Origin of the sequence: Bifidobacterium vespertilionis, assembly GCF_008698145.1 — a bacterium.
In the GTDB taxonomy this organism is placed as follows: domain Bacteria; phylum Actinomycetota; class Actinomycetes; order Actinomycetales; family Bifidobacteriaceae; genus Bifidobacterium; species Bifidobacterium vespertilionis.
Genome location: NZ_RZNZ01000008.1, coordinates 75,634 through 98,477, shown reverse-complemented (window position 1 = coordinate 98,477; position 22,844 = coordinate 75,634). Strand labels below are relative to the sequence as shown.

The following is a 22,844-nucleotide window of genomic DNA, read 5'->3' as shown; positions in this document are numbered from 1 at the left end:
AAACACCGCTCAGGACGACAGAAAAGAAACTCCGCTCAGGATGACAATGGGAAGCACCGACGCTTTACGACACGCGGTAAAGTTTTTTACTTTTTCCAGAAAGTCTTATACTCACCTCTGAGGAGATCGGAGCCGTTCCCGCCAGACATTCTTACCGGTCGCAAGGAGGCCGCCACACCATGAACGAATCCACACCACAGCAACCCAATCCCCCCGCCCGCAACACCGGCCGCCGCATCGCATACGCGATCGGCAACCTGGGCCAGGCCGCGTTCTACAACACCATGAGCACGTTCTTCATCACGTACGTGACCACGGCCCTGTTCATCAACGTCGATCCTGCGCTGGCCGCGCGCATGATCGCGATCATCACCGGACTTGTGGTGGTGATCCGCATCGCGGAGATCTTCCTCGACCCGCTGCTCGGCAACCTCGTGGACAACACGAACACCAAGTGGGGACGCTTCCGCCCATGGCAGTTCATCGGCGGCATCGTGCCCGGCATCCTGCTGGTCATGGTGTTCACCGGCCTGTTCGGACTCGTCAACGTGAACACCACCGTGTTCATGGTCCTGTTCGTCATCGTGTTCATCCTGCTGGACGTGATCTACTCGTTGCGCGACATTTCCTACTGGGGCATGATCCCCGCGATCTCCTCCGACTCGCATGAGCGCGGCGTCTACACCGCACTGGGCACCTTCACCGGTTCGATCGGCTACAACGGCGTCACCGTGATCGTCGTGCCCATCGTCAGCTGGTTCACTTGGAAGTTCACCGGCCAGTGGGTGCAGGGCCAGTCCGGCTGGGCCGCCTTCGCCGTCATCATCGCCGTGCTCGGCCTCATCACCGCGTGGAGCGTGGCGTTCGGCACCCGCGAGAACCAGGACCAACTGCGCGCCAAGGCACAGAAGGGCGGCAACCCCATCGAGGCGTTCAAGGCCATCGCCCGCAACGACCAGCTCCTGTGGGTGGCCCTGAGCTACCTGCTGTACTCGGTGGCGAACGTGGCCACCACCGGCGTGCTGTTCTACCAGTTCAAGTACGTGCTGGGCATGCCGGACAGCTTCTCCATCGCCGGCATCATCCCCATCATCACCGGCCTGATCACCACGCTCCTCTACCCGGTCCTCAACCGGTTCATCCCCCGCCGCTGGCTGTATGTGGCCGGCATGGTCATCATGATCGCGGGCTACACCCTGTTCATCATCAACCCCATGAGCCTGCCCACGGTGATCGCCGCCCTGATCCTCTTCTACCTGCCCGGCCAGACCATCCAGATGACCGCGATCCTGGGCATGACCGACTCCATCGAATACGGCCAGCTCAAGACCGGCAAGCGCAACGAGGCCGTGACGCTTTCCGTGCGCCCCATGCTCGACAAGATCGCCGGCGCCCTGTCCAACGGCATCGTGGGCTTCGTGGCCGTCGCCGCCGGCATGGTCGGCAACACCACCGCCGCCGACATGACCGCCGCGAACATCCGCACCTTCAAGACCTGCGCCTACTACCTGCCCCTGGCCGGCATCGTCCTGAGCCTTGTGGTGTATCTGCTGACCGTCAAGATCGACGAGAGGATGCACGAGAGGATCGTCGAACAGCTCGAAGAACGACTCGCCAACAAGGAAACCGACCAGAAGTAAAAGGGTCTGCCGCAAACAACAATGCCTTGTGTGGTGGGTTGGCATATTGAAATACCAACCCACCACACAAGGCATTCGATCGCAATTTTGCTTCGTTGTCGAAGTGCGCTTGCACCCGGAATGAGCCGGATTCTCATAATAAGGACTAGGCAGGTGATGGAGTTCCGCATGGGATGGTCACCGCGCAGTTCCAATGACCGTATTGCCGTGATGACAGGAATTGTCCGCCAAGAGATTCCACAGCCATTTTGCAGCGTTGCATTCCCGTACCCTGCGACAGTTGCGGGTCTGGATCGTCTCGTATTGTGTTCGCAGCCGATATCCTTAGGCTGTCGTTATCGACCTGCACGGACACCACATAGCCGCCTTGCGGGTCGGCGTATTTGAGGATGTTGGTGTATATCTCGGTGATCGTCTCATGAAGGACGCACCCCAGCTCAGGATCAACCGGAAATCGCAGGTTCGGAGGTGCCACGGTACCGCCTTGGAAACCGAGCCGACGGAGTCGTTGGTCATATTCCTCAATCAGCGGGGTGATGTCCAATGACTTCGATTGGCTAGCGGAGATGTTTATGGCCGAGGTTTGGGTATCTCTGGTCTTTGCCGTCTCGTCGCTTTCCAACTTGGATATCACTGTTCTGGTTTTCCCTAGCGCGGACCGGGCCGTCTCCTTAATCTGGCACAGATCGTATTGCGCGCCCCTCCCCTCCTTCTCCCGTTCCAGAGCATGGGACGCGGAGTACACGATGTAGACCAGATCATTGCACAGTGAGTTGTGAAGCTGGTCGGCCAAGCCGATGTTTACCAGACGCCGCCGTAGCGCTTCCCGGTCTCTTTCGACGGCATCCATGTCGATTTTGCACGCCCACGTCACTCCGGCGAACGCGCACATCAGCAATATCGCGCATGTGCCGATGGTCGATTCCCAGTACAGGCCCCCCGAGCCCGCCGTGATGGACATGTTCGGGAAACCCGTCATCCGACCGTTGTTCGATCCATACCCATATATGACGTCACCATGCACGGATAACGCCTTGATGAGGGCGGCTCCCGAACAAACCGTGGCGGAGGCAAATCCGGCGACACCCCATTCGCGAGCAAGACAGACCACACCCATGGCGGTAGGAGCGAGGACAAGCACCGATACATTGGACGGCGTCATGCATGATGCCGTGTACAAAGCCGCCAACATCACGGAGGAGATTCCCGGCCTCCACAACGCGAGCATGCACGCAGCGACGAATGCCACCAGCAGCAGCACCGCAGCCCCGTCCCGATTAAGCATCGGGAGAGAATACAGCGAATCGACCAATACCGGAATGAATGACGCGGCAGTCAGCACGCGCCAAGGCCATCCAATCGGAGGCCGGCTCACTGGACGGGAGAAGGCCTTGCCGACTATGGACTTCATGCCCGCCATGGTGCTTCTCATTCCGGACATGCTGATATGAATTCGCTTCATGGTGCGCATCCTTCAGTCAAATAGATGGAGCCGTACGCAGATTGCGATGCCTTCCGCCCTGTTCTTAGCACGCAGCTTCTCCAGAGCACGCTGTTCGTAGGACCAGAGCGTACTCTTGGAAACATTCATCTCTTCCATGATTTCCTTGGTTTCACGGCCTTGGGAATACAACTTCAGCACTTCGCGTTCCCTGCCGGATAATGTCTGAGGGCGGGATACAGTGCCGAGAGTGCCATTGATGGCATTGGCGGCTTTTACGTCAGACTCTTCTCTCGTGTGAGGTGATTCAAGAACGATTCGAATCAGATGGGGGAAATCCTCCTTCTGCACTACGTAGGCCATTCCCGCCTCCTTTGCCGCACGCGCGTATGCATCCACCGAATATGAGGTCATGCCGATGCACCTTATTCTGATGCGGAAACCGGAAAGCTGGCGGCATACATCCAACCCAGTCATACCGTCCAGCGCCATGTCGACAAGGATGACATCCGGCCTGCTCCGCGGGTCGAGACACAGCTGGATTGCCCCCACCGGATCCTTCGTCAGCCAAATCAATTTCACGCCTTGTTGTTGGGCGAACAGCCTTCTGATCATCAACAGCACCAACGCGTCATTGTCCAACACGCCTACACGCAGCACATGTCCGGAATGATTCGGCTTTTCCTCGGACATCGCATCTCCTTCGTTCAGAAATCCCTGCCGGACTGGGACCGGCAGGGACTGGAATCCCAAGAATCAACGGAAAACAATATGAATCGAGGGGCGACCGTCCCTCAGGGGAGGACAAATCCCCTCAGTAAGAGCCAACAATAAAACTGCCCCAAGGCAGAGACAATCCCATACCTGTGTTTCTACATGAGATTGGAGTCCGTCAATCATGTCCGGCCCGCACAACACAATTCATCGCTTGATGCGTCTGGTCGGCCCCGTGCTGACCGTAATGTGCCTTCTTTCCCTGGTGACCGCCTGTTCGTCTCCAGACCATTCGAAAACGGGAGACTCCGATTCATCGTCCGTCTCGTCCGCGTATGCGTCACGCATTCAGGCCTCATTGCGTAAAGCACCTGACGAATTATCGAAGCAGATTCTCGAGGAGGCACTGAAAACGGGAACAATCAGCGAGAAAAACATGAACGCGTTGATCGATCAGCAAACGCAATGCCTCACTGACGCCGGTTTCACAGATGTGTCCATCGACACGACGGGCGCGGGCTCATACAACGTGCCACCGTCGATCAGCAAGGATCAGGAAGACGGCATCGTCAAGAAGTGCACGGGAGACTGGCAGGGCGTGGACAGCGTGTTCTCTCTGTACAACTCGATGCACGCAAACCCGCAGAACAAGGACGTTGCCCAGATCATCGTGGAATGTCTGGCCAAGAACGGGCTGGTGGACAAGGGATTCACCGTTAACGAATACAAGTCATTGCAGGCTGACGGGGATAAGTTCATGGATTGGGTCGACTCGTTCGTCAACCCCGAGCATTCCGGATACAGCGCCGACAAGGCACAGAAGTTCCAGCAGTGTTCGTCCGGCATCGCATGACCCAACGGCATACGGAACACACGCCGTAATAGGAAGGCAACGCCATGAGGGAATCCTCCACCGACAAGCGCACGCGAAACCATGCGGGGACGAGCACACATATCCTGCTATGCACTGTATTGGCATGCGTGGCCCTACTGGCCGGATTCATGCTGCCACGGGGGCAGTCCACGCCACCGGCGCTCGTGTCCACGATCAAAGAGGGAGTCACCAAGGCACAGAAGACCGTATTCGACGATTCACGCACCGTTACGTTGAATGTGTCCAAAGGCGTACAGACCAAGATTGCGTCCGCTGTCACCGGAACGGTCACCGCCAATTCATGCTCATCGGATGGCTTGCTGGAATCGGGCAAATCAGCACTGTCGATCGATTCGAAGCCCCAACTCATGCTGCACACCAGCACACCGCCATGGCGCGATCTGTCCTCCGGCACGCGTGGAGATGACGCGGCAGCGCTGAACACGGAGCTGCGACGGCTAGGCGGAGGCGCTCCGGACACTGACACCGTCACTTGGCGGACACTCGTCGCGTTCGATCGGATTGCCCATGAAGCGGGAATCAAGAACAACGCAGCCGCCGCCAGGGGAAGCGTCACGCGCGATATGTTCATCTGGCTGCCCTCCACCACGGCCAAAGCCAGCCAGTGCAACGCGACCACCGGCCAACAGGTGACCCAAGGAGACACGCTGTTCACCACCGCCGCCAACGTGGCATCGGCTGTGCCGGCCAGCTTGCCCCCAGACCTCGCCCAAGGTTCGCGATCCATACAGATTGGGGACAAGCAGCTCGACGTGAATCCGGATGGCACCGGCTTCGACTCGGCGGAATTACTCTCCGCGATTCAGACCAGTGGTGAATATCTCGCCGCCGACAGGCAGTCCAACGATTCCGGAAGCACGGGTACCGTCGCAGCAACTCTCAGCGTGTCTTACACATGGAAGCTCAAGTCCCCAGTTGAGGCATTCGCCATCCCACCTTCTGCAATCTATGATCAGCAGGCCATGTCCGCATGCGTTATCTCAGATGGCAAGCCAAGCAAGGTCGATGTAATAGCCTCCAGGCTCGGCCGCACCCTTGTGACCACTGAGGACAAGCTCGGGCAAATCACCATCGTCCCCGAGGAGCCCGAACCATGCCAATAAACAGCACAGCACGCACGGATACCGGTTGCAAGACCACCGGCGGAGACGACAGGCGAGTCACGCTCGACGATGTCGGCCACGGCTTCCAAGCAGACGACATGCTCTACCGACACATCAGCCTGGCTCTCCTGCCCTGCCATGTATACGCGCTCACCGGTCCTTCCGGCTCCGGCAAATCCACGCTACTATCGATCATCGCCGGCTGGCAGACCCCCACCGAAGGCCATGTCGAACGTCACGGCATCCACCGCGTCGGATGGGTGTTCCAGAACCCGCATGGGACCGCATGCCGGACCGTTCTCGACCACATCGCCCTACCATTTATCGCCCAGGGGAACACACGGAGCCAAGCCGACGAGCAGGCGCGTGACCTCCTGAAGGCATTCGGCTTAAGCCAACGGGGGCGGAGCCTATTCCGCGACCTGTCGGGCGGCGAGGCCCAACGCCTCATGCTTGCACGCGGCGTAGCCAGCCGTGCCGAGCTGCTCCTCGTGGACGAGCCCACCGCCCAACTCGACCTGAACACCTCCCAAACCGTCAACACATATCTCGATAACGTATCTTTATCCGGCGCAATCGTCGTGGTCGCCACCCACGACTCCGGCACCCGCGACGCATGCACCGACGTCATCGACCTCAAGGATTACCAATGAAACGAAGCACAAGACTCGCCCCCATCATCGGCGAAGCCCTTCGCGACATTGCCAGTGGCACTACGCATGCCCTCGCTCTGACAATACTTCTTGCACTTCTGACCACCGCCGCCACGGGTTCGGACATCATCTCGATTGCACGCATCGAGCAACAGGCACGCTACTACGTCGACTCCGGCGGCACTACAACCATTCTCGACTACCCCGGGCACATTGACGGTCAAGCCTGCGATCGCCTTTCCCGGATCCAAGGAGTTCTCGCCTCCGGAGCAATCAAAACCACCAACGGCAAACTCACCCCTGCAGCCACTCCCTCCAGCACAATACCTTCCTACGAAATCACCCCCGGAGCGGAGCACCTCTTCCAATCCGCCGACACCGCACGCAACGGAAATGCCGAAGCGGCACAAAGCGGAGGCATACTCCTGTCCCAGGACGCCGCGGAACCTCTCGCCGTCAAACCCGGCAGCCAACTCAAAACCACCGACAACATGACCGCGCGCATACTCGACGTCTACCAGTGGCCAGATGACGGACGACTGAGCACCTACGGATATGCTGTCCTCATCCCCACCTATGCCGCACAAGCATTCGACCAATGCTGGATCAAGACCTGGCCCACACCCGTGAACACAAATAATCTGCTTCGCACCAGCATCGCCGACACCACCACCGACAACTCATCGGGCAACACACCCAAAACGATTAGCCTCAACATCAACCAGGGCAGCAGTCTCGACACTGGCTCCCTCTATCAGCAACGTCTTACCGCGGCAGTATCACCAGTCATGTTGACGATATGCTTCGTTCTCGCGCTGATCGTCACACGGACTCGACGACTTGAGATCGCCAGCGCCCTGCACGACGGGATGCCCAAAATCTCCCTGGCTACGCAACACCTTATCGAGACACTCGTGTGGACGTTATCAGCCATGCTCATAGCAGCGGCACCTATCTGCATAATGGCAACTCATCTCATACCGATAACTGATCTGCCCGTAGTGCTCACCGACACATTCGCGAGAACGGCAACCGCCGCGATTACCGGAACTGTTATCGGCACCGCTCTCGCTGTCCTCACCATCAAAGAACGGTATCTCTTCATCTATTTCAAAAACCGGCAATGAACAAGAAATCGGCACCGGTGGTATGTCCCGCTGAATACCCCATGGCGCTGTGGAGGCATGCTTCTATTCGCCTTCCGTAACACCGTAAAAAGGACCATAATACGGTCGTATCCCCCGCATCCACGCGCATGTGAATCCCGCTGGTGGTCGCCCGGTTCGCCGGCCACCGCGATTTCTCGGTGACCATGCGCGTATACACGGACCTGTATAACGAGGATCTGGGCGCAGCGGGAACTGCCCTTGACACGGAAGCGCAGAAAACCGACTGACGGCTTGTCAAAAGTTTGTCAAAACTGCTCCGGGAATGGTAGGCATTCGCCTTGGAACATGCGAGAGGCCTTGGAATCATTGCGGTTCCAAGGCCTTTGTGTTTGGTACCCCCAGAGAGGGGGATACGGCCCAGCGTCGTACAAGTCCACATCCACCACTCCGGGGGCAAATAAATTCACTTTCATTTCTTACAAAACCAATCATAGCAACGGTTCCCGCTTTCTTCCAATAGACACGCAAGCAGTGTTGCTCCTTAGCGTCATCTTCATGCGGCTGATGGTCGAAACGACCTGTGACGAGTGATCGAATCATCCTAAACCCCAATGATTGCAAGGCCTAAGGTGCCGTAGGTGCATTTTTAGGTGCAATGGCTCGCCGAGAGCCCATTCGGCCACTTGGTGGCATTTTTGGTGGCATTTTTCCGAGGCCGTTATGCGTGCCATCGATCCTGGATTCAGCACAAGGAGCATCATCATGTCCGCAAGGACGAAGAAGGACAGAATGGGGCCGTCGCCGGAGCGGCGGAGCAGATTCGGCACCGTGACGCCGCGCTACGACGCCGCGGGCAATCTCATCGCCTGGCAGGTGCGCTACCCGGACCCGAAACGACCGGGCAAGAAGGTCCAGCGCCAGTTCAAGCCGGACATGGAGCACGAGGCGCACCAGTGGCTCGAAAAGGAGCGGCATCTGGTGGAACTGGACCGCAAGAACATCCAGGAATGGGTCCATCCGTCCGAACGCCGCCGCAGGAAGCGCGCGAGCCTTATCTCGTTCGAGGATTACGTGACCCGATGGGCGGAGGGATACCGGCTGCCGAACGGCGAGAGGATAGCCGGCGGCACGCGCCGGAACCTGTATCTCGACATCGCGCACTTCATGCCGGGCTTCAAGGGCAAGCTCCTGACCGAGATCACGCCGAAGGACATCAAACGCTGGTACGACGCACCGCACCCCGAGGGGCAATGGGCGTTCCGTCGCTCATGCATGCGCCTGAAGGCGGCGTTCGCCAGCGCCACGAAGATGAGCATGGACGGCTCCCCGCCGCTGATCCGCGACAACCCGTTCATCCTGCCCATACCGCCAGCGCCACGATCCGCCAGGGAGGACGTTCCGCCGGTCACGCCGCTGGAACTCAAGCTGATCGCGGAGAACATGCCCGACTACACGAGACTGGCGGTGATACTCGCCACGCTCGTCGGAGGTCTCCGTTGCGGCGAGCTGTGCGGCCTGCAGGTCAAGGACATCGATCTGAAGGCCAAACGCCTGACCGTGCGCCATTCCGTCAACAGGGGCTATGCGGATCGCGGTTCGACACGCATCGCCAGGACCAAGACCGACTCCAGCCGGCGCACCGTGCCCATCCCCGACGGTCTCGTTCCCCTGATTCACGACCATCTGCTCAGGCACTGCGAATGGACGGACCCGGAAGCCATGGTCTTCCGCCCCAGACGAGCCTCGGTGATGAGTCAGACCACCCTGGAGGCCCAGTTCCGCAAAGCCAGGGAGAAAGCCGGCCGACCCGACCTGACCTTCCAGTCCCTGAGGGCGAGTCACGCGACCCTGCTCATGCTCAAGGGCGGCACCTTGAGGGAGGTCATGGACGAACTCGGCCACGTCAGCGAGAAGGTCGCCATCAAGCACTACCAGCGCATCGTCGCCCGACACCGCAACCAGATCGTCAACCAACTCGCCGAAGACTTCATCAAAGCAGCGCAATGACCACATATGGACGAATACGGATTGAGATGTCCTGCCGTCCGATGTATACAGAACTATTCCCAATATGGAATAGTTCTGTATACAATAGAGGTATGGCTATCAGAACGAATCGGACGCTGCTCACACGGCGGGAAGCCGCCCGCCGACTCGGAGTGAGCGAACGACGGGTCAGCGCGCTTCGCGCTGCCGGCCGGCTTGAATCGTTTCCCGTGGGAGGCGGCTCGCTGGTCACGGAGGATTCCGTACGCCGCCAAGCACAGTGGCAGGGGGCGGACGGGCGCCCGTATTCACCGGACATGGCGTTCGGGGCACTATACATGCTTAGCGGGCTCGACGCGCCATGGCTGGGCCGGCAGCAACGGTACCGGCTCAAAGGCTACCTGAGACAGATGGATGCCGAGAATCTGACTCGTCTCACCCGACGGCGCGCAATGATGGTCGAATACTGGTGCAGAGATTCCAACCTCGCCAAGGTCGAAGCCCTCATTCGTCCCTCCGCCGCCACCGGAGCATTGGCCGCCTCGTTCCAATTGACCGCCACGAACGTGGTGGAAGGCTACGTCACCGCCGATGCTCTAGATGACGTCATTCGGCAATGCCGGCTGAAGCAGGGGACGACGCCGGTTCGGGTGCGACTCCATGTCACCGACGGTCTTCCCGCCGGTGAGGGCCCTATGCCTCTCGGCGTATGTGCGGCCGACCTGGCCGAATCCAACGACCCGAGGGAACGCCGCGCCGGTCTGGAAACCCTCCAACGGCTGATCGATGAATATCATCGCAAGGAGCATCAGGCATGATTCCGACAATCCACATTCCCAGCACGGGCCATCCGTGGAGCACCGTGTACGCGGTCGCCGCGGCGGACATCCCGGAATCATGGCTGCTTACGGGCGGGCTCATGGTCCAGCTGCACGCCATCATGGGCGGATTGACCGCGCGTCCCACCACCGACGCCGACCTGCTCGCCGATCTCATGACGGACCGACGCGGCATCGCCAGACTGCGCAGTATCCTCGCCGCCCGCGGGTTCGAGACGCAGCCGGGCACGCTGACCGGATACACGACCCGCATGAGCGCGCCGAACGGCGACGTCGTGGATCTGCTGGTCGCCGACCACCTGCCCAAGTTCCTCGGCAACGACGCGACCATCGCCGGCACGCCGGTACTGTCCATGCCGGGCGGCGCTCAGGCCGTGGAACGCAGCATGCAGGTCGGACTTATCGACGACCAGAGCGGAACTGAAGTCACAATCCGTATCCCGGACCTGCTCGGCGCCCTGATACTCAAAAGCGCGGCCTACAGTGCCGACCACGCCGGCTACGGTGAACGCCACCTCTACGACGCCGCCCTGCTGGCATCACTCATCCCGGACCCTGACGCTGAACTCATGCGCCTGCACAGTGGTACCGACCGCAAACGCATCAAACTCCTGCGCGACCAGCTCACCGAGGATTCCCCCTACTGGGACAACCTCGACGAACCACACCGTCAGGACGGACTGGATGCCATCGAAACACTCGCCACATGGTAAATCATTTCCTGTAGCTTCGGCCGATGTTTGGCGACAACCTCTAGAGAAACGTGCCGTCTCGCATGGTGAGGGTGGTTTCGCATTGGGCCGCGACGCGTGGGTCGTGCGTGGCGAGGATGAGCGTGGCGCCTTGCCTGCATTGCGCGAGGAGCATGGTCATGATGACGTCGGCGGTGTGCGTGTCGAGTGCGGCCGTGGGTTCGTCGGCGATGATGATGGCCGGGTGCATCACGGTCGCCCGGGCGATGGCGATGCGTTGTCTTTCGCCGCCGGACAGTTGTCTGGGCATGCGTCGTGCCTTGCTGGCGAGTCCGACTTGTTCCAGTGCGGCCGTGGCGCGTTGCCGGCGTTCGGCGCGTCCGATCCGGGGGTTCGCGTATTCCATGGGGATGGCGACGTTGGCCCATGCCGGTTCGTCTTCGAGGATCGCGTAGTCCTGCGGGATGAAGCCGAACATGCGGTTGCGCCATGCGGAACGGTCCGTGTCGTTTTCCGGTGCCGGGCGCCCCTGCAGGAGCAGGGAGCCGGAGGTGGGTTTCATGGACAGTCCGATCATGCGCAGCAGGGTGGATTTGCCGCATCCGGACGGTCCCATGATGGCGATCGACTCCCCGGCCGAGGCGTGCAGGGATACGTCGTGCACGGCGAGGAGCTGCGCCTGCCCGTCCGTGTATCGTTTGGTCAGGTTTCTGGCGTCTATGGTCGTCTGTGGCATGGTCGGTGCTTCTTTCATTGGATGTGTGTGGTTGCGCGTCGCGCGGCGGTCGTCCAGATCGGGATCGCCATGACGAGGATGACGGCGATCATCGTCCGGGATGCGGTGGCCACCGGTTCCCCTATCAGCTGGAAGCATGCCAGTACCACGGTGGCGGGCAGCAGCATGCTGAGGATGAGTCCGGCGACGCGGATCGCCTCGTCCACGGCGGTGGCGCCGTAGAGCCGGCGGACGAGCATCGACGGCCGTTCCCGTGCGAGGGTCACGGACAGTGTTTGGATGATCACGATGACGGTGAGCGTGAGGAAGGCGGACAGTCCGAGCAGGTACATCAGTGCGCGTACGATGAGGTCCTTGTCCCGTTGGGGTTGTTCCGTGTTCAATCGGTGTGGCACGAGTATCAGGCCGGCGTCGCGGCTTCCCGTGATGAACTCGTCGAGCCGGGTCCGGGACGGGTTGAACATGACCGTTTTGGTCACCGCCTCTTCGAGTTCGATGTCGTTGAGCCGGTTCAACGAACTCGGGTCGAGCCGGATGACGAGATACCGGTCCAGGTTGATGCCGGCGGTGTTCGGGTCGAATATGGCCGCCGAGGCCGGTAGCGTGCCGGTTACCTTGACGTCGGTGCCGGCGATATGCACGCTGTCGGGCGCCTGCGCCCGGTCCACCCGGTAGCCGATGGACGCGCAGGGCGCGTGGGAGCACAAGCCCAATCGGGGGAACACGTCGTCGACGTTGCCCATCAGGATGATGGTCGGTATGCCGTTGGCGAACCCGGGATCGTCGATCTCGATGTTGTTGATGATCGCGGAGTACGCCCTGCCCTGTTCCAGCATGTCCTGCAGGCCATCCGCCACCTTGGGGTCCGTCTTGCTCGGGGACTGCAGGAGGTATTGCGGGGAGAACGTGACCGCGTCGGCGGCCCGCAGGCGGGCCTCGCCGCCGATCACGCTGGACTCGGTCAGCACGTCGCTGAGCGTCATCGTGAACACGCTGCCTGCGAAGACTACGAGCAGCGTGATGCCGAGGATCGATCCCCATCGCCTCAATCCCATACGGACGCCGGTCATCAGTTCATGGATCATCGTTCCACCTCGTCATTCGATCGTATGCCAAACCATTCGGCCAGACCCGTCACCAGCACCGTCAGGGCCGTCCCGCCGATGAAGGCCGCGGCGAACGCGACAGCCGGGCCGATGCCGGTCCTGCCCGACACCACGGTGATGAGCACGGCACTCAACATGGTTCCCGCCAGCACGCCCGTCACAATCGAGGCAACGGCCCCGCGCACCCGGCCCGCCCACACCTGCCTGCCAGTGGCACCGAACAATCGCCTGACATGCAGGTCGGCCTTCCTCGCCGTCTCCATCGTCGTCACGCACACGCAGGCGCAGACCAACGCCAGTACGAGGAACAACAAGGTGACGCCCACGAAGGAATCCCCGGCAAGGGACGACCACAACGACTGCGCCTGAGGCCGGGTCACGTCCATGCCACAGCGCGCGAACAGATCCGAAATCTCCCGGAGCCGCTGCGGGTCGCTCGTGTTCACGTACACGCTGCCGGGAAACAAGGGAACCGCCCCCAACGGGAGCACATACTGCAGATTGCCGCCCACGTTCACCCCCGGAACCCTGGCGACGCCGCCGACGGAAAACCCCTGGGGCAGCAGCGGGGCATCCCCATGCTCGCGCCATTGGCCGGCCGAGAACGACGACTCGATCACACAAGCCATGCGACTGTCCATGTCCCGGCATCCGCGCGGAAGCGCATCGGCCCATCCGATGGAGGACCCCGACGACTGGAACACGATCGCCGGCCAACCGTCCCCCACGGAACCCTCCAACAGGGAAATACCGTGACCGGAAAGATACCTGGCCAGATCACGCGTCGCCTCAAGATTCTTCCCGTCGTCGTGCTCGGCATCCGCCGAAGCGGTCAGCACCAGTTGCGTCCGCGCATCGGACATGCCCCACTGCGAGCCACGCCAATCAAGAACAATCCAGTACACAGCCCACGCAAGAAACGAAGACAACACACCCAACAGCAACGATATTGCGCAAATGGATGTAGAAAAAATCTTTAGATGATGGGTAATTTTTAGCATTCCGTATCTTTCCAATCACGGTATTTCTAGATGGGTGCAATAAGAAATGCGTCAGAAGTATTCAACGCCCCAGTAATAGTGCGTGACGTACTTATCGCCCCACAATACGGAATCCCAGACGGAGTCCGTCCTGCTTCGAACCTGAGTGTCTCCTGAATAGGAAGCAGCTGATGTATACAGGCGTCCGGTATCCAGACTGGGGCCGGCCTGTCGGGTGAAGCGCTGATATCCGCGACGCGCGTGACGCCCGCCATCATTATAGGAGGCCTGAATCTGTACATAGCCATTCACCTTGATGCCGCCAATGCTGCTTTCCCATGTGCGACCATAATTCGGACCGCCGGCAAAAGCGGTAGAGGGCAATGCGATGCCAGTTATACCCAGAATTGTCGCAAGGACAATTGCCGTAAATTTCTTTCGCACAATCATGATTACTCCTTTGTTTTTGTTGGGAAATTTGGAATGTGTAAAGGCATACGTAAAAACTAGATGGTAATTACTTTCCTTTCTGCTAGGTGTCGAAGCCCTATGACTTCATCTTGCAAGATTCAGTCTTCTGCCCAAGCGAGAGAGAAGCAATCAGAAAAGGAGTTATTGACATCTAGAGATGACTTGCAATACGTCAATCGCGGGAAGGGAGAGATACAACTAGCTGCTTCTATAACCCGCTTAAGGCCGATTATGTTTGTTTTTGTCATCTCTGGATGACAAAAACAAACAACGGTTCTTTCAGCATATCTGCCTACACTGGTTTTTGGTTTCAATCTCCCCACAAGGCGCACGCAGGGTGCGCCTTTTCGCGATCGAGGGAGATCAATATGCCGAAAATCAGGCATTCCCATGGAAACCATCCGCAGAAGCCTCCGCGAAGCAAGTGGGGAACCGTGCTGGCCCGTTATGACGGAACCGGCATGCTAATCGCATGGCAGGTTCGATATCCGAATCCATTAGAACCTGGCAAACGCGTCCAACGCCAGTTCAAGCCGGATCAGGAGCTCGAAGCCCGTAGGTGGTTGGAAGCCGAAAAGTATCTTGTCAGTCTCCATCGTAACGGCATCGCCGAATGGGTTCATCCAACGGAACGAAGCCGACGAAAAGCCGTCGCGGAAAAGAGCCGGACACAACGCAATATGCTGTTCCGCGACTATGTGATGCGATGGGCCGAGGAATACCGGCTGCCCGACGGCAATGGTATCGCCGGTGGCACGCGTCGCAATCTTTATCTGGACATTGGCCATTTTTTGCCAAGTCTTGGGGACCTGCCGCTTAACGAGATCACTCCGTCCATTATCAAGGCTTGGTATGATGCGCCTCACCCGGAAGGACGGTGGGCGTTCCGACGCTCATGCATGCGACTGAAGGCGGTACTGGAGTCAGCCACCCGTGGCGGATTGGACGGTTCGGAGCCATTGCTGTCCTTCAATCCCTTCATATTCCATATTCCGCCAGCGCCACAGCCCGCCCGCATCAATGTACCGCCGGTGACTCCTTCCGAACTGATCCTGCTGGCTGACGCCATGCCCGATTACACCAGACTGTCCGTATTCCTCTCGACTTTAGTGGGTGGTCTGCGATGTGGTGAACTATGTGGGCTTCAGGTGCAAGACATCGATCTGAACAGGCAGATACTTCATGTCCGGCACTCCGTGAATCGCGGTGACGCTGACAGAGGGGATCTCCAATTCGGTAAGACGAAAACGGAATCCAGCATCAGGAACGTACACATCCCGGATACCCTGATTCCTCTTATTCGACAGCACCTTTCTGATTACTGCGATCTGACACGACCGGATTCGCCGGTGTTCGTGCCCAAACGTGCAAGAATCATGTCCCAGACAACGCTGGACGGCCAGTTCGCCAAGGCCCGGCTGAAAGCAGGACGCCCTGATCTGACATTCCAGGCATTACGAGCCAGCCATGCAACATTACTCATGATTCAGGGTGGAACGTTGCGGGAAGTCATGAATCAATTGGGACACGTCAGTGAGAAGGTGGCTATCCGGTACTACCAGCTCACCGTCGCCTCACATCAGAGTCAAGTGGTTGACGAGCTTGCCGAATCATTTATGAGCGACATTCAGCGGCGTGAGTCCTAGACCAAAGTGATGCACCATCGCGATACGTGACTCACCTTCATATAGGAAATGCCGTGAGGGATCTGAATCTGGTCCCTCACGGCATTTCGGTCTCTGACTGGTCGAAGTCTCACAATCGCAGCATCAGACGGATTGGAAGCGCAGATAGTCCGTTAACTCCCACACCGTATCTTGCAGCCGACGAAGTTCGGAGTCTCGGCTGAGAGTACTCCATTGCGCCGCATACGCCTCCATCCAGATTTCCAGCGCTTCGGCAAGACGCGCCGTATCATCATGCTGAGATGCGGCACTTGACTGCAAAGAGTCGATGACCCCGACATCGGACGCAAGCTGGAGACCAACTCGGTTCAACAGTCGTTGCCCCTCGATGGCTACGCGGAATGCAGCGGCGTTTCCTGCGATTCGCGGTCCTGCGGTCGCGGTGATCGCGGAGATTCGACGGGCGCTGGTCTGCAGAAGGTGATCTGCGGTTTCACCGAGCGAGATGTGGTGCTTCAGATAGCGGAGCAGCATCCGTCGGGATTCCACAAGTGACGGTGCCCGGCTTCCGTCCTGAAGGGCGCGGATCACATCGTCTGGTCGTTCGTTTTCCGGCAGCAGTCCTGGGATGGTTTGCAGGACACCGGTGTTGACGCCGCCCCGTCCGTCATCAAGTTCCAGCCAAGTGATCAGGTGGTTCCATTGGAAGCAGGCCGCATGGCTTGCGCGAGCAAGGATATCAAGCAGTTCTCCGCTGGCGTCGTGGTATTCGAGTCGGGAGATGCGTCGGAGCATGTCGGTCTCGTCGGGGATGCGCCCGGGGTTCCAGGATTCCTGTGCGCCGATGATCATGCCGGGGATGGCCATGCGCGGGTCGTTGACGTGGCCGAGGTCGCCCCAGTCGGTGACGAGCATGCCTGCCGCTTGGTATTGCGTGCCGTAGCGGGCCATGCGGGTGATGTTGTTCCCGGCGTCGTCGATGCGCGGCAGGAGCGCGTTCCAGCACCATACGGCCGGGCACACGATCTGTGTGGCGCCGGATTGGGCGACGGTGCGGACCTTCTCGTCGGTGACCTGCGGGTCGTACTGCCAGTTGAGCAGGGTGACGGCTTCGGGGAGGCGCTCCAGGATCTCGGGGTGTTCGAGGGCGATGTCGCCCCACATCATCGGCTGTTTGCCTTGGGCTTCGAGGTGGCGGCACAGGCGGGTGACGTAGTCGACGTACATGGCGGCGACGCCGATCTCCTCGGCGAAGGTCTTGGAACGACCCCTGCCGAGGTCGAAGGTCTCGTCGGCGCAGATGTTGAACTTGTCGGAGCGGAACAATTGCAGGTAGTCGTCGATGAGCCGGCATGACAGAGTGAAGGCGCGTTCGTCGCTGATGTTCAATGTGTGGTGGCGCATGCGGTCGATGAATCCGAACGGTTCGTCGGCGGTCTCGGGGAACTCGCCGAGATCGCGCAGGCTCCGGGTGCGCAGGGCCATGTAGAGGTGACCGAACGTGGAGACCGACGGCACCAGCTCGATGCCCCGTTCGGCGCAGTAGTCGTCGAGGTCGAGGATGTCGCGCGGGGCGAGCGGGCTGGAGCCGCGCCATGTCTCGCTCATGCCGTCGAAGCGGAAGGTGTGTTCGACGTAGAGCTGGAGCTGGTTGTACTTGTAGAGGCAGAGTTTGTCGGCCCAGTGTTTGAGCCAGTCGAGGGTGGGGACGCGCCCGCGGGTGACGTCGAGGTAGTAGCCGCGCGTTTCGAAGGCGGGCCGGTCCTCGATGTGCAGGAGGGGCAGGGCGGCGCCGCATTGGCGGATGAGCTGGCGCAGGGTCTGCACGCCGTTGCGCACGCCCTCGAAGTCCACGCCCGCGACGGTCACGCCATCCGGGGTGACATCGAGCGTATACGAGCCGGACGGGTGTGCATGGGGATTGTCAAGTATGGTCAGGGTGATGAATCCCGGCCAGCGGTCGCCCGTCGCGATGTCCCATTCCAATCCGGTGGCTGCGCGGATGTCGTCGATGAGTTGTGCGGCGAGTATATGCCGATCGTCACCGACCGTGCGCGCTTCGTTGATTCGTCCGCACATTGGCAGCAATGCGATGCCTGCTTTATGCTGCATGGTTTGCGGCGTGGGGATGATGGTCCATCCTTGCAGGAGTATTTGGCCGTTCATGGGAAGTTCCTTTCTTGGCATATCGCTAAGGATTGTTGTGAGGTTCGTTTGGCCCTGAGATGGCAGTGCGGTGTCGAGGCCATTTCGCGGATATGGTCCCGACACCGCACATGCTGCCGATCGATTCGGTTGGGTTATTTGACGGCTCCCGTGGTGACGCCCTTCATGATGTTCCTTTGAATGATCATGAAGAAGATCACGACGGGCAGGGAGAAGATAACGGATGCGGCCATCTGCCCGCCGAAGTCGGTGCCCATGGTGGGCGTGGAGAACGAGGAGAGCCACACGGGCAACGTATACTTCGCCTGATCCTTCATAAACGTGTAAGCGGTCATATAGTCGTTCCACGCGTTGATGAACGCGAACACGGACGTGGACACGATGCCGGGCGCGGCCAGCGGGAAGGTGATCTTCCACAGGATCTGCCAGTCGTTGGCCCCCTCAACGGCCGCGGACTCGAAGATGTCCTTCGGGATGTTGAGGAAGAAGCCGCGCATGTTCCAGATCGCAAACGGCAGGACCATGGCGATGTACGCGAGGATCAGGCCGCTGTACTTGTTCAGCAGGCCGAACTGGTTGAAGATGATGAACTGCGGGATGATGCCGCCCGAGGTCATCTGGATGGCCAGCACGAACACCATGATCGCCTTGCGGCCGCGGAACCGGTAGAGGGTCAGGGCCGCGCACGCGAAGAACGCGAGGACGATCGACAGGACGATCGACACGGCGGTCACGATCACGCTGTTCTTCAGGTTCGTCAGGAAAGACGTCTGGGTGACGGCCACCATGAAGTTGTCGATCGACAGCTTCGCGGGCCAGAACACGGGCGTGGCGGTCATGATCTGGTTGCGCGGCTTGATCGACGTGACGAACATCCAGTAGACCGGGAAGATCCACACGATGCAGAACGCGACGGCCAACACGATCGTGCCGATGCGGCGCAGCCGTGAGGAAAGGCTGCGCTTGGCTCGCGGCGCGGCAGAGGTTATGGTTGCGGTGGTCATCACAGGTCCTCCCCGGATTTGAGCAGGTATCGGATGTACACGCTCGTCAGGGCGAGCAGGATGAGCGTGACCAGCACGCTCGCGGCGGCGCCGGTGCCGATGTCGAACGACACGAACGCCTTCTTGTAGGTGAAGATGCCGATCGTCGCGGTCGTCTCGCGGGGGCCTCCCTGGGAGACGAGCCAGATCTGGTTGAACACGTTGAAGTCCCAGATCACCGACAGCATCGTGATGACCATCAGGCTCGGCTTGATCAGCGGCACGGTGATCTGCCAGTAGCAGCGCAGCTTCGAGCAGCCGTCCAGCTGGGCCGCCTCAAGGCAGGACTTGTCCACCTGCGTGGTCGCCGCGTACAGGTTGATCGCGATGTACGGGACGGCCTGCCAGACGACCAGCAGCCAGATCTCCAGGAACGCGAGCCACGTGTTGTCGGTCCACGACAGGTTCGTCACGTCCCCGAACAAATGGGTCTGGGTCAGTAGCCAGTTGACCACGCCGTACCCCGGCTGGAACAGCCACTTCCATACCACCGACGAGGCGACGTTCGGCATGGCCCACGCGAAGATCAGCACGAACGTGACCAGCCAGCGCATCACCGGCCCCAGCTTGGTCATCAGCTGGGCCACGCCCATGCCGATCAGCACGCTGCCGGCCACGAGGGCGGCAGCGAACCCGAACGTGCGGGCCAGCGACTTGTAGAACTCCGGGTCGGTCAGCACGTTCTCGTACTGGTCGAACCCGACGATGTTGAACGAGCCCGTGAACAGGGTCTTCTGGTTGAAGTCCGTGAACGACGTGAAGACCAGGAAGATCAACGGCACCACGACCAGCGCGATGATGATCACGCCGGCGGGTGTCAGGAGCCACAGGGGCGTCAGATTGCGACGCCGCTTCACCACGGGGACGGCGGCAGCCGTCGATTGCGCATTGCTCATCACGCTTCCCCTACTTCTTCGCGTACAGGGAGTCCGCATGCTCGTCGAACGACTTGGCCGCGGCCTTGGCCGTGGTGGCGCCGGTGGCGATGTCGCCGAAGCAGTTCAGGGAGCTGTCGTTCTCGATGGTCAGCCATTGCGGTGACGCCGGCGTGGCCTTGGTGTTCTTCGCCGACTCGAAGAAGCCGGTCAGGTAGGACGGGAAGTCCGCGGACTTCATGACCTCGTCGAGGCCTTCGACGTAGTTGGGCATCCACCCGTCCTTGGCGAACACGTAGTCCTTCTGGATCTCGGGGCTCGCGGCGATCTTGATCCACTTGAGCGCCAGCTCCTGACGCTTGCTCTTCTGGGCGACGCCCCATACCGAGCCGGCCATCATCGCCGGCTGGAGCTTGCCGCTGGCGCCGGGCATGGGGAACGATCCCAGATCGTCGGTCGTGAGGTCGGGGTTGTACTGCTGGATGGTGCGGATGCCGGCGCTGTTGTTCAGGATCGCGCCGGTCTTGCCTTCGGCCAGCAGCTGGCTGAAGTCGGGGTTGCCGGTATCCAGCGAACGGGACGCCTCGGAGGACCACTTGTGCTGGAATTCCAGCCATTGGTCGATGCCCTTGAGCGAATTGTCGCTCGACAGGGTGCTCTTCCAGGTTCCGTCCGACTGCTGCTCGGCGAAGTCGCCGCCGGCATCCCAGATCCACCGTGCCGCCGACTTCCAATCGCGGCCGGGCATGTAGAACGGGGAGAAGTCCTTGTCGGTGTTCGCGTCCCGGAGCTTCTGCAGGTCGGCTTCAAGCTCCTCGTACGTGCTCGGCGGATTGTCGATTCCGGCCGCGGACCACATCTTCTTGTTGTAGATCACGGCGCCGGCGGCCCCCAGCGCGGGGATGCCGTACAGTCTGCCGTCGATGGTGGCGGGCTCCTCAAGACCGGACAGCCAGGTGTGCCCCTGCCTCATATCGTCGGCCTTGTCCGTCAGATCCAGCAGGCCGCCGCTCACGGCGAACCCGGCGACCTGCGTGTTGCCCAGATCGATAACGTCCGGCGGCGTGTCCGTGGACAGCGCGGTCGTCACCTTCGTGTTGATGTCGGCCCACACCTGGGTCTGCACATCGACCTTGACGCCCGTCTCCTTGGTGAACCGCTCGTTGATCGCCTTGATGGTGTCCTCGCTCTGGTCGCCCTGCATGATCCACACCGTCAGCTTGCCGCCCGCGGACGCATCCTGCTGCGATCCGCCGGACGGGGCTCCCATCGAGCATCCCGACAGGGTGAGCGCTGACGCGGCCGCCAAGGCGATGGCCGCGGAAATCCTCTTCGTTCTCATGGTGGTTTCCTTTTCCTGGAATGCCTGCCCGACGCCGCCGTTCGGAGGAATGGCGCGACGTGCCGCTGCGCACGACGGTCCCGGGTCCGTATCCGCCCGCGCTGCCATGCGTGGACGATGCTGTTTCGGACGCCGTCGCCGGCGCCCGAAACAGCGCCTGGGAACGTGATGTCACATCGTTCCTCGACATGACATCACGGCATGAATGACCAGAATTTTGTTAGTCATCCTTGCTTAATTCCCTTAGTTGGTTTCAACCTCCTTGATAGCCAAGGATATGACGCCTTTATCTTTTTTGCAAGTCAGTCGAACAAAATAAGGGGCATGCTACGGCCTTGCTTGGCGAAACCTGACGGAACGCGCGGCATTCGGCCCGACGCGCCGAAGGGGGGCGTTGCATCGGGAAGTGCGGTCAGCAGGCGATGAGGGATGCACCGAGCGCGCCGATCGGAATCGACGGGTCGGCGAGCCGCAGACGTTCCGTCAGGCGCAGACCCGCGATGAAACCGCTGGAGGATTCCCGCCTGCGCAGTTCCCCGCGCAATGCGTCAAGCAACGGGGAGCCGACGCGCGAGACGCCGCCCCCGATGACGATGACCGAAGGGTCCTCGCCCTGGGCGACGATCTGCACGACGTCGGCGAGGGCATGCAGCAGGATGCCGAGAACCCGCCCGGCTTCGGCATCGCCTCCTGCGGCCTTCGCGAGGATGTCGGGCAGCGGAGGATCCGCCATGGGCCACATGCGTCGCAGAGCCCCTCCCGAGCATGCGGTCTCCAGACATCCGCGTTGGCCGCATTTGCATGCCACGCGGTTGGAATCCACCGGAAGGTGGCCGATCTCCCCGAGGGCGCCCGTGTCGCCGCGTTCGACGAGACCGGCGCGGACGAATCCGGCCGCCAGCCCCGTCCCCAGGTTGACGAACGCCATCCTTCCCTGACGGAGCCGTTCGGGAAGCGTCCCATAGGCTCCCAGCGCGGCGGCGTTCACGTCGTTGTCCACCCACACGGGCAGACCGAGCACGCCGGACGCGCGGCCCCCGAGCTCCAGTTTCTCGATTCCGAGATTGACCACGTTCTCCACCTGCCCGGTGTCTCGGTGGACCAACCCCGGGATGCCGATGCCCACCGATCTCACATCACCGAACCTCATGCCGGCCACCTGCCGCACGATGGCGGCCACGTCCTCCACGACCTCATTGCCGCCCTTTCGGGCCGTCCTGCGTCCGGACGCGAGGATGGCGCCGGCCGCGTCGGTCAGCACCGCCTCGATCTTCGTTCCCCCGACATCCACTCCGACGCGCAGGTTCTCTATTTCCGTCGCGCCGCCGCCGTTCATCATCATGGCAATCTCCGTTCCCGTTGGACGGACTTCTCTTTCGTCCGCCGATCATTATGTTCGAAATCCTTACATATTGGATTCGGGAAGCG

The 22,844-nt window shown here is 60.5% G+C and carries 20 protein-coding genes; 9 read left to right on the top strand and 11 right to left on the bottom strand.

Annotated features, from left to right (window positions below):
* Positions 1 to 179: 179 nt before the first annotated feature.
* The gene (locus tag EMO90_RS07055) at positions 180 to 1,640 is read left to right on the top strand and encodes a glycoside-pentoside-hexuronide (GPH):cation symporter (RefSeq protein ID WP_150353637.1); all 1,461 of its coding nucleotides are present in this window, start codon (positions 180 to 182) and stop codon (positions 1,638 to 1,640) included.
* A 145-nt stretch (positions 1,641 to 1,785) separates the two neighbouring features.
* On the opposite strand, the gene EMO90_RS07050 is transcribed toward EMO90_RS07055, so the two are convergent.
* Together EMO90_RS07050 and EMO90_RS07045 are read right to left on the bottom strand one after the other, a co-directional pair.
* Positions 1,786 to 3,102, bottom strand: a complete 1,317-nt coding sequence (locus tag EMO90_RS07050; protein WP_150353638.1) for a hypothetical protein — start codon at positions 3,100 to 3,102, stop codon at positions 1,786 to 1,788.
* Positions 3,103 to 3,114: 12 nt separating this feature from the next.
* Entirely contained in the window at positions 3,115 to 3,774 is a 660-nt protein-coding gene (locus EMO90_RS07045; protein ID WP_150353639.1) for a response regulator transcription factor, read from the bottom strand.
* A gap of 235 nt (positions 3,775 to 4,009) precedes the next feature.
* Between EMO90_RS07045 and EMO90_RS07040 the strand changes: the two genes are divergently transcribed.
* The 7 genes from EMO90_RS07040 to EMO90_RS12435 all read left to right on the top strand — a co-directional run bounded on the left by EMO90_RS07040 (position 4,010) and on the right by EMO90_RS12435 (position 11,093).
* Positions 4,010 to 4,648 (top strand): hypothetical protein, encoded by a 639-nt coding sequence (locus EMO90_RS07040; protein ID WP_150353640.1) that lies wholly within the window; start codon positions 4,010 to 4,012, stop codon positions 4,646 to 4,648.
* Between the two features lie 44 nt (positions 4,649 to 4,692).
* Complete coding sequence (locus tag EMO90_RS07035; protein ID WP_150353641.1) at positions 4,693 to 5,793, top strand: hypothetical protein; 1,101 nt, start codon at positions 4,693 to 4,695, stop codon at positions 5,791 to 5,793.
* Complete coding sequence (locus EMO90_RS07030) at positions 5,784 to 6,446, top strand: ATP-binding cassette domain-containing protein (protein WP_150353642.1); 663 nt, start codon at positions 5,784 to 5,786, stop codon at positions 6,444 to 6,446. Before EMO90_RS07035 ends, EMO90_RS07030 begins: the two co-directional genes overlap by 10 nt.
* Entirely contained in the window at positions 6,443 to 7,573 is a 1,131-nt protein-coding gene (locus tag EMO90_RS07025; RefSeq protein WP_150353643.1) for a hypothetical protein, read from the top strand. The genes EMO90_RS07030 and EMO90_RS07025 overlap by 4 nt, the downstream gene beginning before the upstream one ends.
* Before the next feature lie 744 nt (positions 7,574 to 8,317).
* On the top strand, positions 8,318 to 9,562 hold the full coding sequence (locus tag EMO90_RS07020) for a tyrosine-type recombinase/integrase (protein ID WP_052119031.1): 1,245 nt from the start codon (positions 8,318 to 8,320) through the stop codon (positions 9,560 to 9,562).
* Positions 9,563 to 9,654: 92 nt separating this feature from the next.
* Complete coding sequence (locus tag EMO90_RS12440; protein ID WP_223849697.1) at positions 9,655 to 10,359, top strand: helix-turn-helix domain-containing protein; 705 nt, start codon at positions 9,655 to 9,657, stop codon at positions 10,357 to 10,359.
* Positions 10,356 to 11,093: a hypothetical protein gene (locus EMO90_RS12435; RefSeq protein ID WP_081887206.1), complete on the top strand. Its 738-nt coding sequence runs from the start codon at positions 10,356 to 10,358 to the stop codon at positions 11,091 to 11,093. The genes EMO90_RS12440 and EMO90_RS12435 overlap by 4 nt, the downstream gene beginning before the upstream one ends.
* Positions 11,094 to 11,133: 40 nt before the next feature.
* On the opposite strand, the gene EMO90_RS07005 is transcribed toward EMO90_RS12435, so the two are convergent.
* The 4 genes from EMO90_RS07005 to EMO90_RS06990 are packed head-to-tail and all read right to left on the bottom strand — an operon-like array spanning position 11,134 to position 14,344.
* Positions 11,134 to 11,808, bottom strand: a complete 675-nt coding sequence (locus EMO90_RS07005; RefSeq protein ID WP_043164762.1) for an ABC transporter ATP-binding protein — start codon at positions 11,806 to 11,808, stop codon at positions 11,134 to 11,136.
* Positions 11,809 to 11,822: 14 nt separating this feature from the next.
* On the bottom strand, positions 11,823 to 12,893 hold the full coding sequence (locus EMO90_RS07000) for a hypothetical protein (protein WP_043164763.1): 1,071 nt from the start codon (positions 12,891 to 12,893) through the stop codon (positions 11,823 to 11,825).
* Positions 12,890 to 13,915, bottom strand: a complete 1,026-nt coding sequence (locus EMO90_RS06995) for a hypothetical protein (RefSeq protein WP_150353644.1) — start codon at positions 13,913 to 13,915, stop codon at positions 12,890 to 12,892. Before EMO90_RS06995 ends, EMO90_RS07000 begins: the two co-directional genes overlap by 4 nt.
* 51 nt (positions 13,916 to 13,966) lie before the next feature.
* Entirely contained in the window at positions 13,967 to 14,344 is a 378-nt protein-coding gene (locus EMO90_RS06990) for a hypothetical protein (RefSeq protein ID WP_044089000.1), read from the bottom strand.
* Between the two features lie 389 nt (positions 14,345 to 14,733).
* Between EMO90_RS06990 and EMO90_RS06985 the strand changes: the two genes are divergently transcribed.
* Positions 14,734 to 16,011 carry a tyrosine-type recombinase/integrase gene (locus EMO90_RS06985; RefSeq protein ID WP_043164767.1) on the top strand — a complete coding sequence of 426 codons (1,278 nt, stop codon included), beginning with the start codon at positions 14,734 to 14,736 and terminating at the stop codon, positions 16,009 to 16,011.
* A 123-nt stretch (positions 16,012 to 16,134) separates the two neighbouring features.
* Here the strand turns inward: EMO90_RS06985 and EMO90_RS06980 are convergent, their stop codons facing one another.
* The 5 genes from EMO90_RS06980 to EMO90_RS06960 form a co-directional block, all read right to left on the bottom strand.
* Positions 16,135 to 18,156, bottom strand: a complete 2,022-nt coding sequence (locus EMO90_RS06980) for a beta-N-acetylhexosaminidase (RefSeq protein ID WP_150353645.1) — start codon at positions 18,154 to 18,156, stop codon at positions 16,135 to 16,137.
* 134 nt (positions 18,157 to 18,290) lie between these two features.
* Positions 18,291 to 19,160, bottom strand: a complete 870-nt coding sequence (locus EMO90_RS06975; protein WP_043164770.1) for a carbohydrate ABC transporter permease — start codon at positions 19,158 to 19,160, stop codon at positions 18,291 to 18,293.
* Positions 19,160 to 20,095, bottom strand: coding sequence for a carbohydrate ABC transporter permease (locus EMO90_RS06970; RefSeq protein WP_044088999.1), 936 nt, complete (start codon positions 20,093 to 20,095; stop codon positions 19,160 to 19,162). Before EMO90_RS06970 ends, EMO90_RS06975 begins: the two co-directional genes overlap by 1 nt.
* 10 nt (positions 20,096 to 20,105) lie before the next feature.
* Positions 20,106 to 21,416 carry a sugar ABC transporter substrate-binding protein gene (locus EMO90_RS06965; RefSeq protein WP_043164773.1) on the bottom strand — a complete coding sequence of 437 codons (1,311 nt, stop codon included), beginning with the start codon at positions 21,414 to 21,416 and terminating at the stop codon, positions 20,106 to 20,108.
* A 412-nt stretch (positions 21,417 to 21,828) separates the two neighbouring features.
* On the bottom strand, positions 21,829 to 22,758 hold the full coding sequence (locus EMO90_RS06960) for an ROK family protein (protein ID WP_052119032.1): 930 nt from the start codon (positions 22,756 to 22,758) through the stop codon (positions 21,829 to 21,831).
* Positions 22,759 to 22,844: the final 86 nt, after the last annotated feature.

What these genes read in the sequence shown, in the direction of transcription:
- EMO90_RS07055 (WP_150353637.1), top strand. Translation starts at nt 180, where the DNA reads ATGAACGAATCCACACCACAGCAACCCAATCCCCCCGCCCGCAACACC.
- EMO90_RS07050 (WP_150353638.1), bottom strand. Translation starts at nt 3,102, where the DNA reads ATGAAGCGAATTCATATCAGCATGTCCGGAATGAGAAGCACCATGGCG.
- EMO90_RS07045 (WP_150353639.1), bottom strand. Translation starts at nt 3,774, where the DNA reads ATGTCCGAGGAAAAGCCGAATCATTCCGGACATGTGCTGCGTGTAGGC.
- EMO90_RS07035 (WP_150353641.1), top strand. Translation starts at nt 4,693, where the DNA reads ATGAGGGAATCCTCCACCGACAAGCGCACGCGAAACCATGCGGGGACG.
- EMO90_RS07030 (WP_150353642.1), top strand. Translation starts at nt 5,784, where the DNA reads ATGCCAATAAACAGCACAGCACGCACGGATACCGGTTGCAAGACCACC.
- EMO90_RS07025 (WP_150353643.1), top strand. Translation starts at nt 6,443, where the DNA reads ATGAAACGAAGCACAAGACTCGCCCCCATCATCGGCGAAGCCCTTCGC.
- EMO90_RS07020 (WP_052119031.1), top strand. Translation starts at nt 8,318, where the DNA reads ATGTCCGCAAGGACGAAGAAGGACAGAATGGGGCCGTCGCCGGAGCGG.
- EMO90_RS12440 (WP_223849697.1), top strand. Translation starts at nt 9,655, where the DNA reads ATGGCTATCAGAACGAATCGGACGCTGCTCACACGGCGGGAAGCCGCC.
- EMO90_RS12435 (WP_081887206.1), top strand. Translation starts at nt 10,356, where the DNA reads ATGATTCCGACAATCCACATTCCCAGCACGGGCCATCCGTGGAGCACC.
- EMO90_RS07005 (WP_043164762.1), bottom strand. Translation starts at nt 11,808, where the DNA reads ATGCCACAGACGACCATAGACGCCAGAAACCTGACCAAACGATACACG.
- EMO90_RS07000 (WP_043164763.1), bottom strand. Translation starts at nt 12,893, where the DNA reads ATGATCCATGAACTGATGACCGGCGTCCGTATGGGATTGAGGCGATGG.
- EMO90_RS06995 (WP_150353644.1), bottom strand. Translation starts at nt 13,915, where the DNA reads ATGCTAAAAATTACCCATCATCTAAAGATTTTTTCTACATCCATTTGC.
- EMO90_RS06990 (WP_044089000.1), bottom strand. Translation starts at nt 14,344, where the DNA reads ATGATTGTGCGAAAGAAATTTACGGCAATTGTCCTTGCGACAATTCTG.
- EMO90_RS06985 (WP_043164767.1), top strand. Translation starts at nt 14,734, where the DNA reads ATGCCGAAAATCAGGCATTCCCATGGAAACCATCCGCAGAAGCCTCCG.
- EMO90_RS06980 (WP_150353645.1), bottom strand. Translation starts at nt 18,156, where the DNA reads ATGAACGGCCAAATACTCCTGCAAGGATGGACCATCATCCCCACGCCG.
- EMO90_RS06975 (WP_043164770.1), bottom strand. Translation starts at nt 19,160, where the DNA reads ATGACCACCGCAACCATAACCTCTGCCGCGCCGCGAGCCAAGCGCAGC.
- EMO90_RS06970 (WP_044088999.1), bottom strand. Translation starts at nt 20,095, where the DNA reads ATGAGCAATGCGCAATCGACGGCTGCCGCCGTCCCCGTGGTGAAGCGG.
- EMO90_RS06965 (WP_043164773.1), bottom strand. Translation starts at nt 21,416, where the DNA reads ATGAGAACGAAGAGGATTTCCGCGGCCATCGCCTTGGCGGCCGCGTCA.
- EMO90_RS06960 (WP_052119032.1), bottom strand. Translation starts at nt 22,758, where the DNA reads ATGATGATGAACGGCGGCGGCGCGACGGAAATAGAGAACCTGCGCGTC.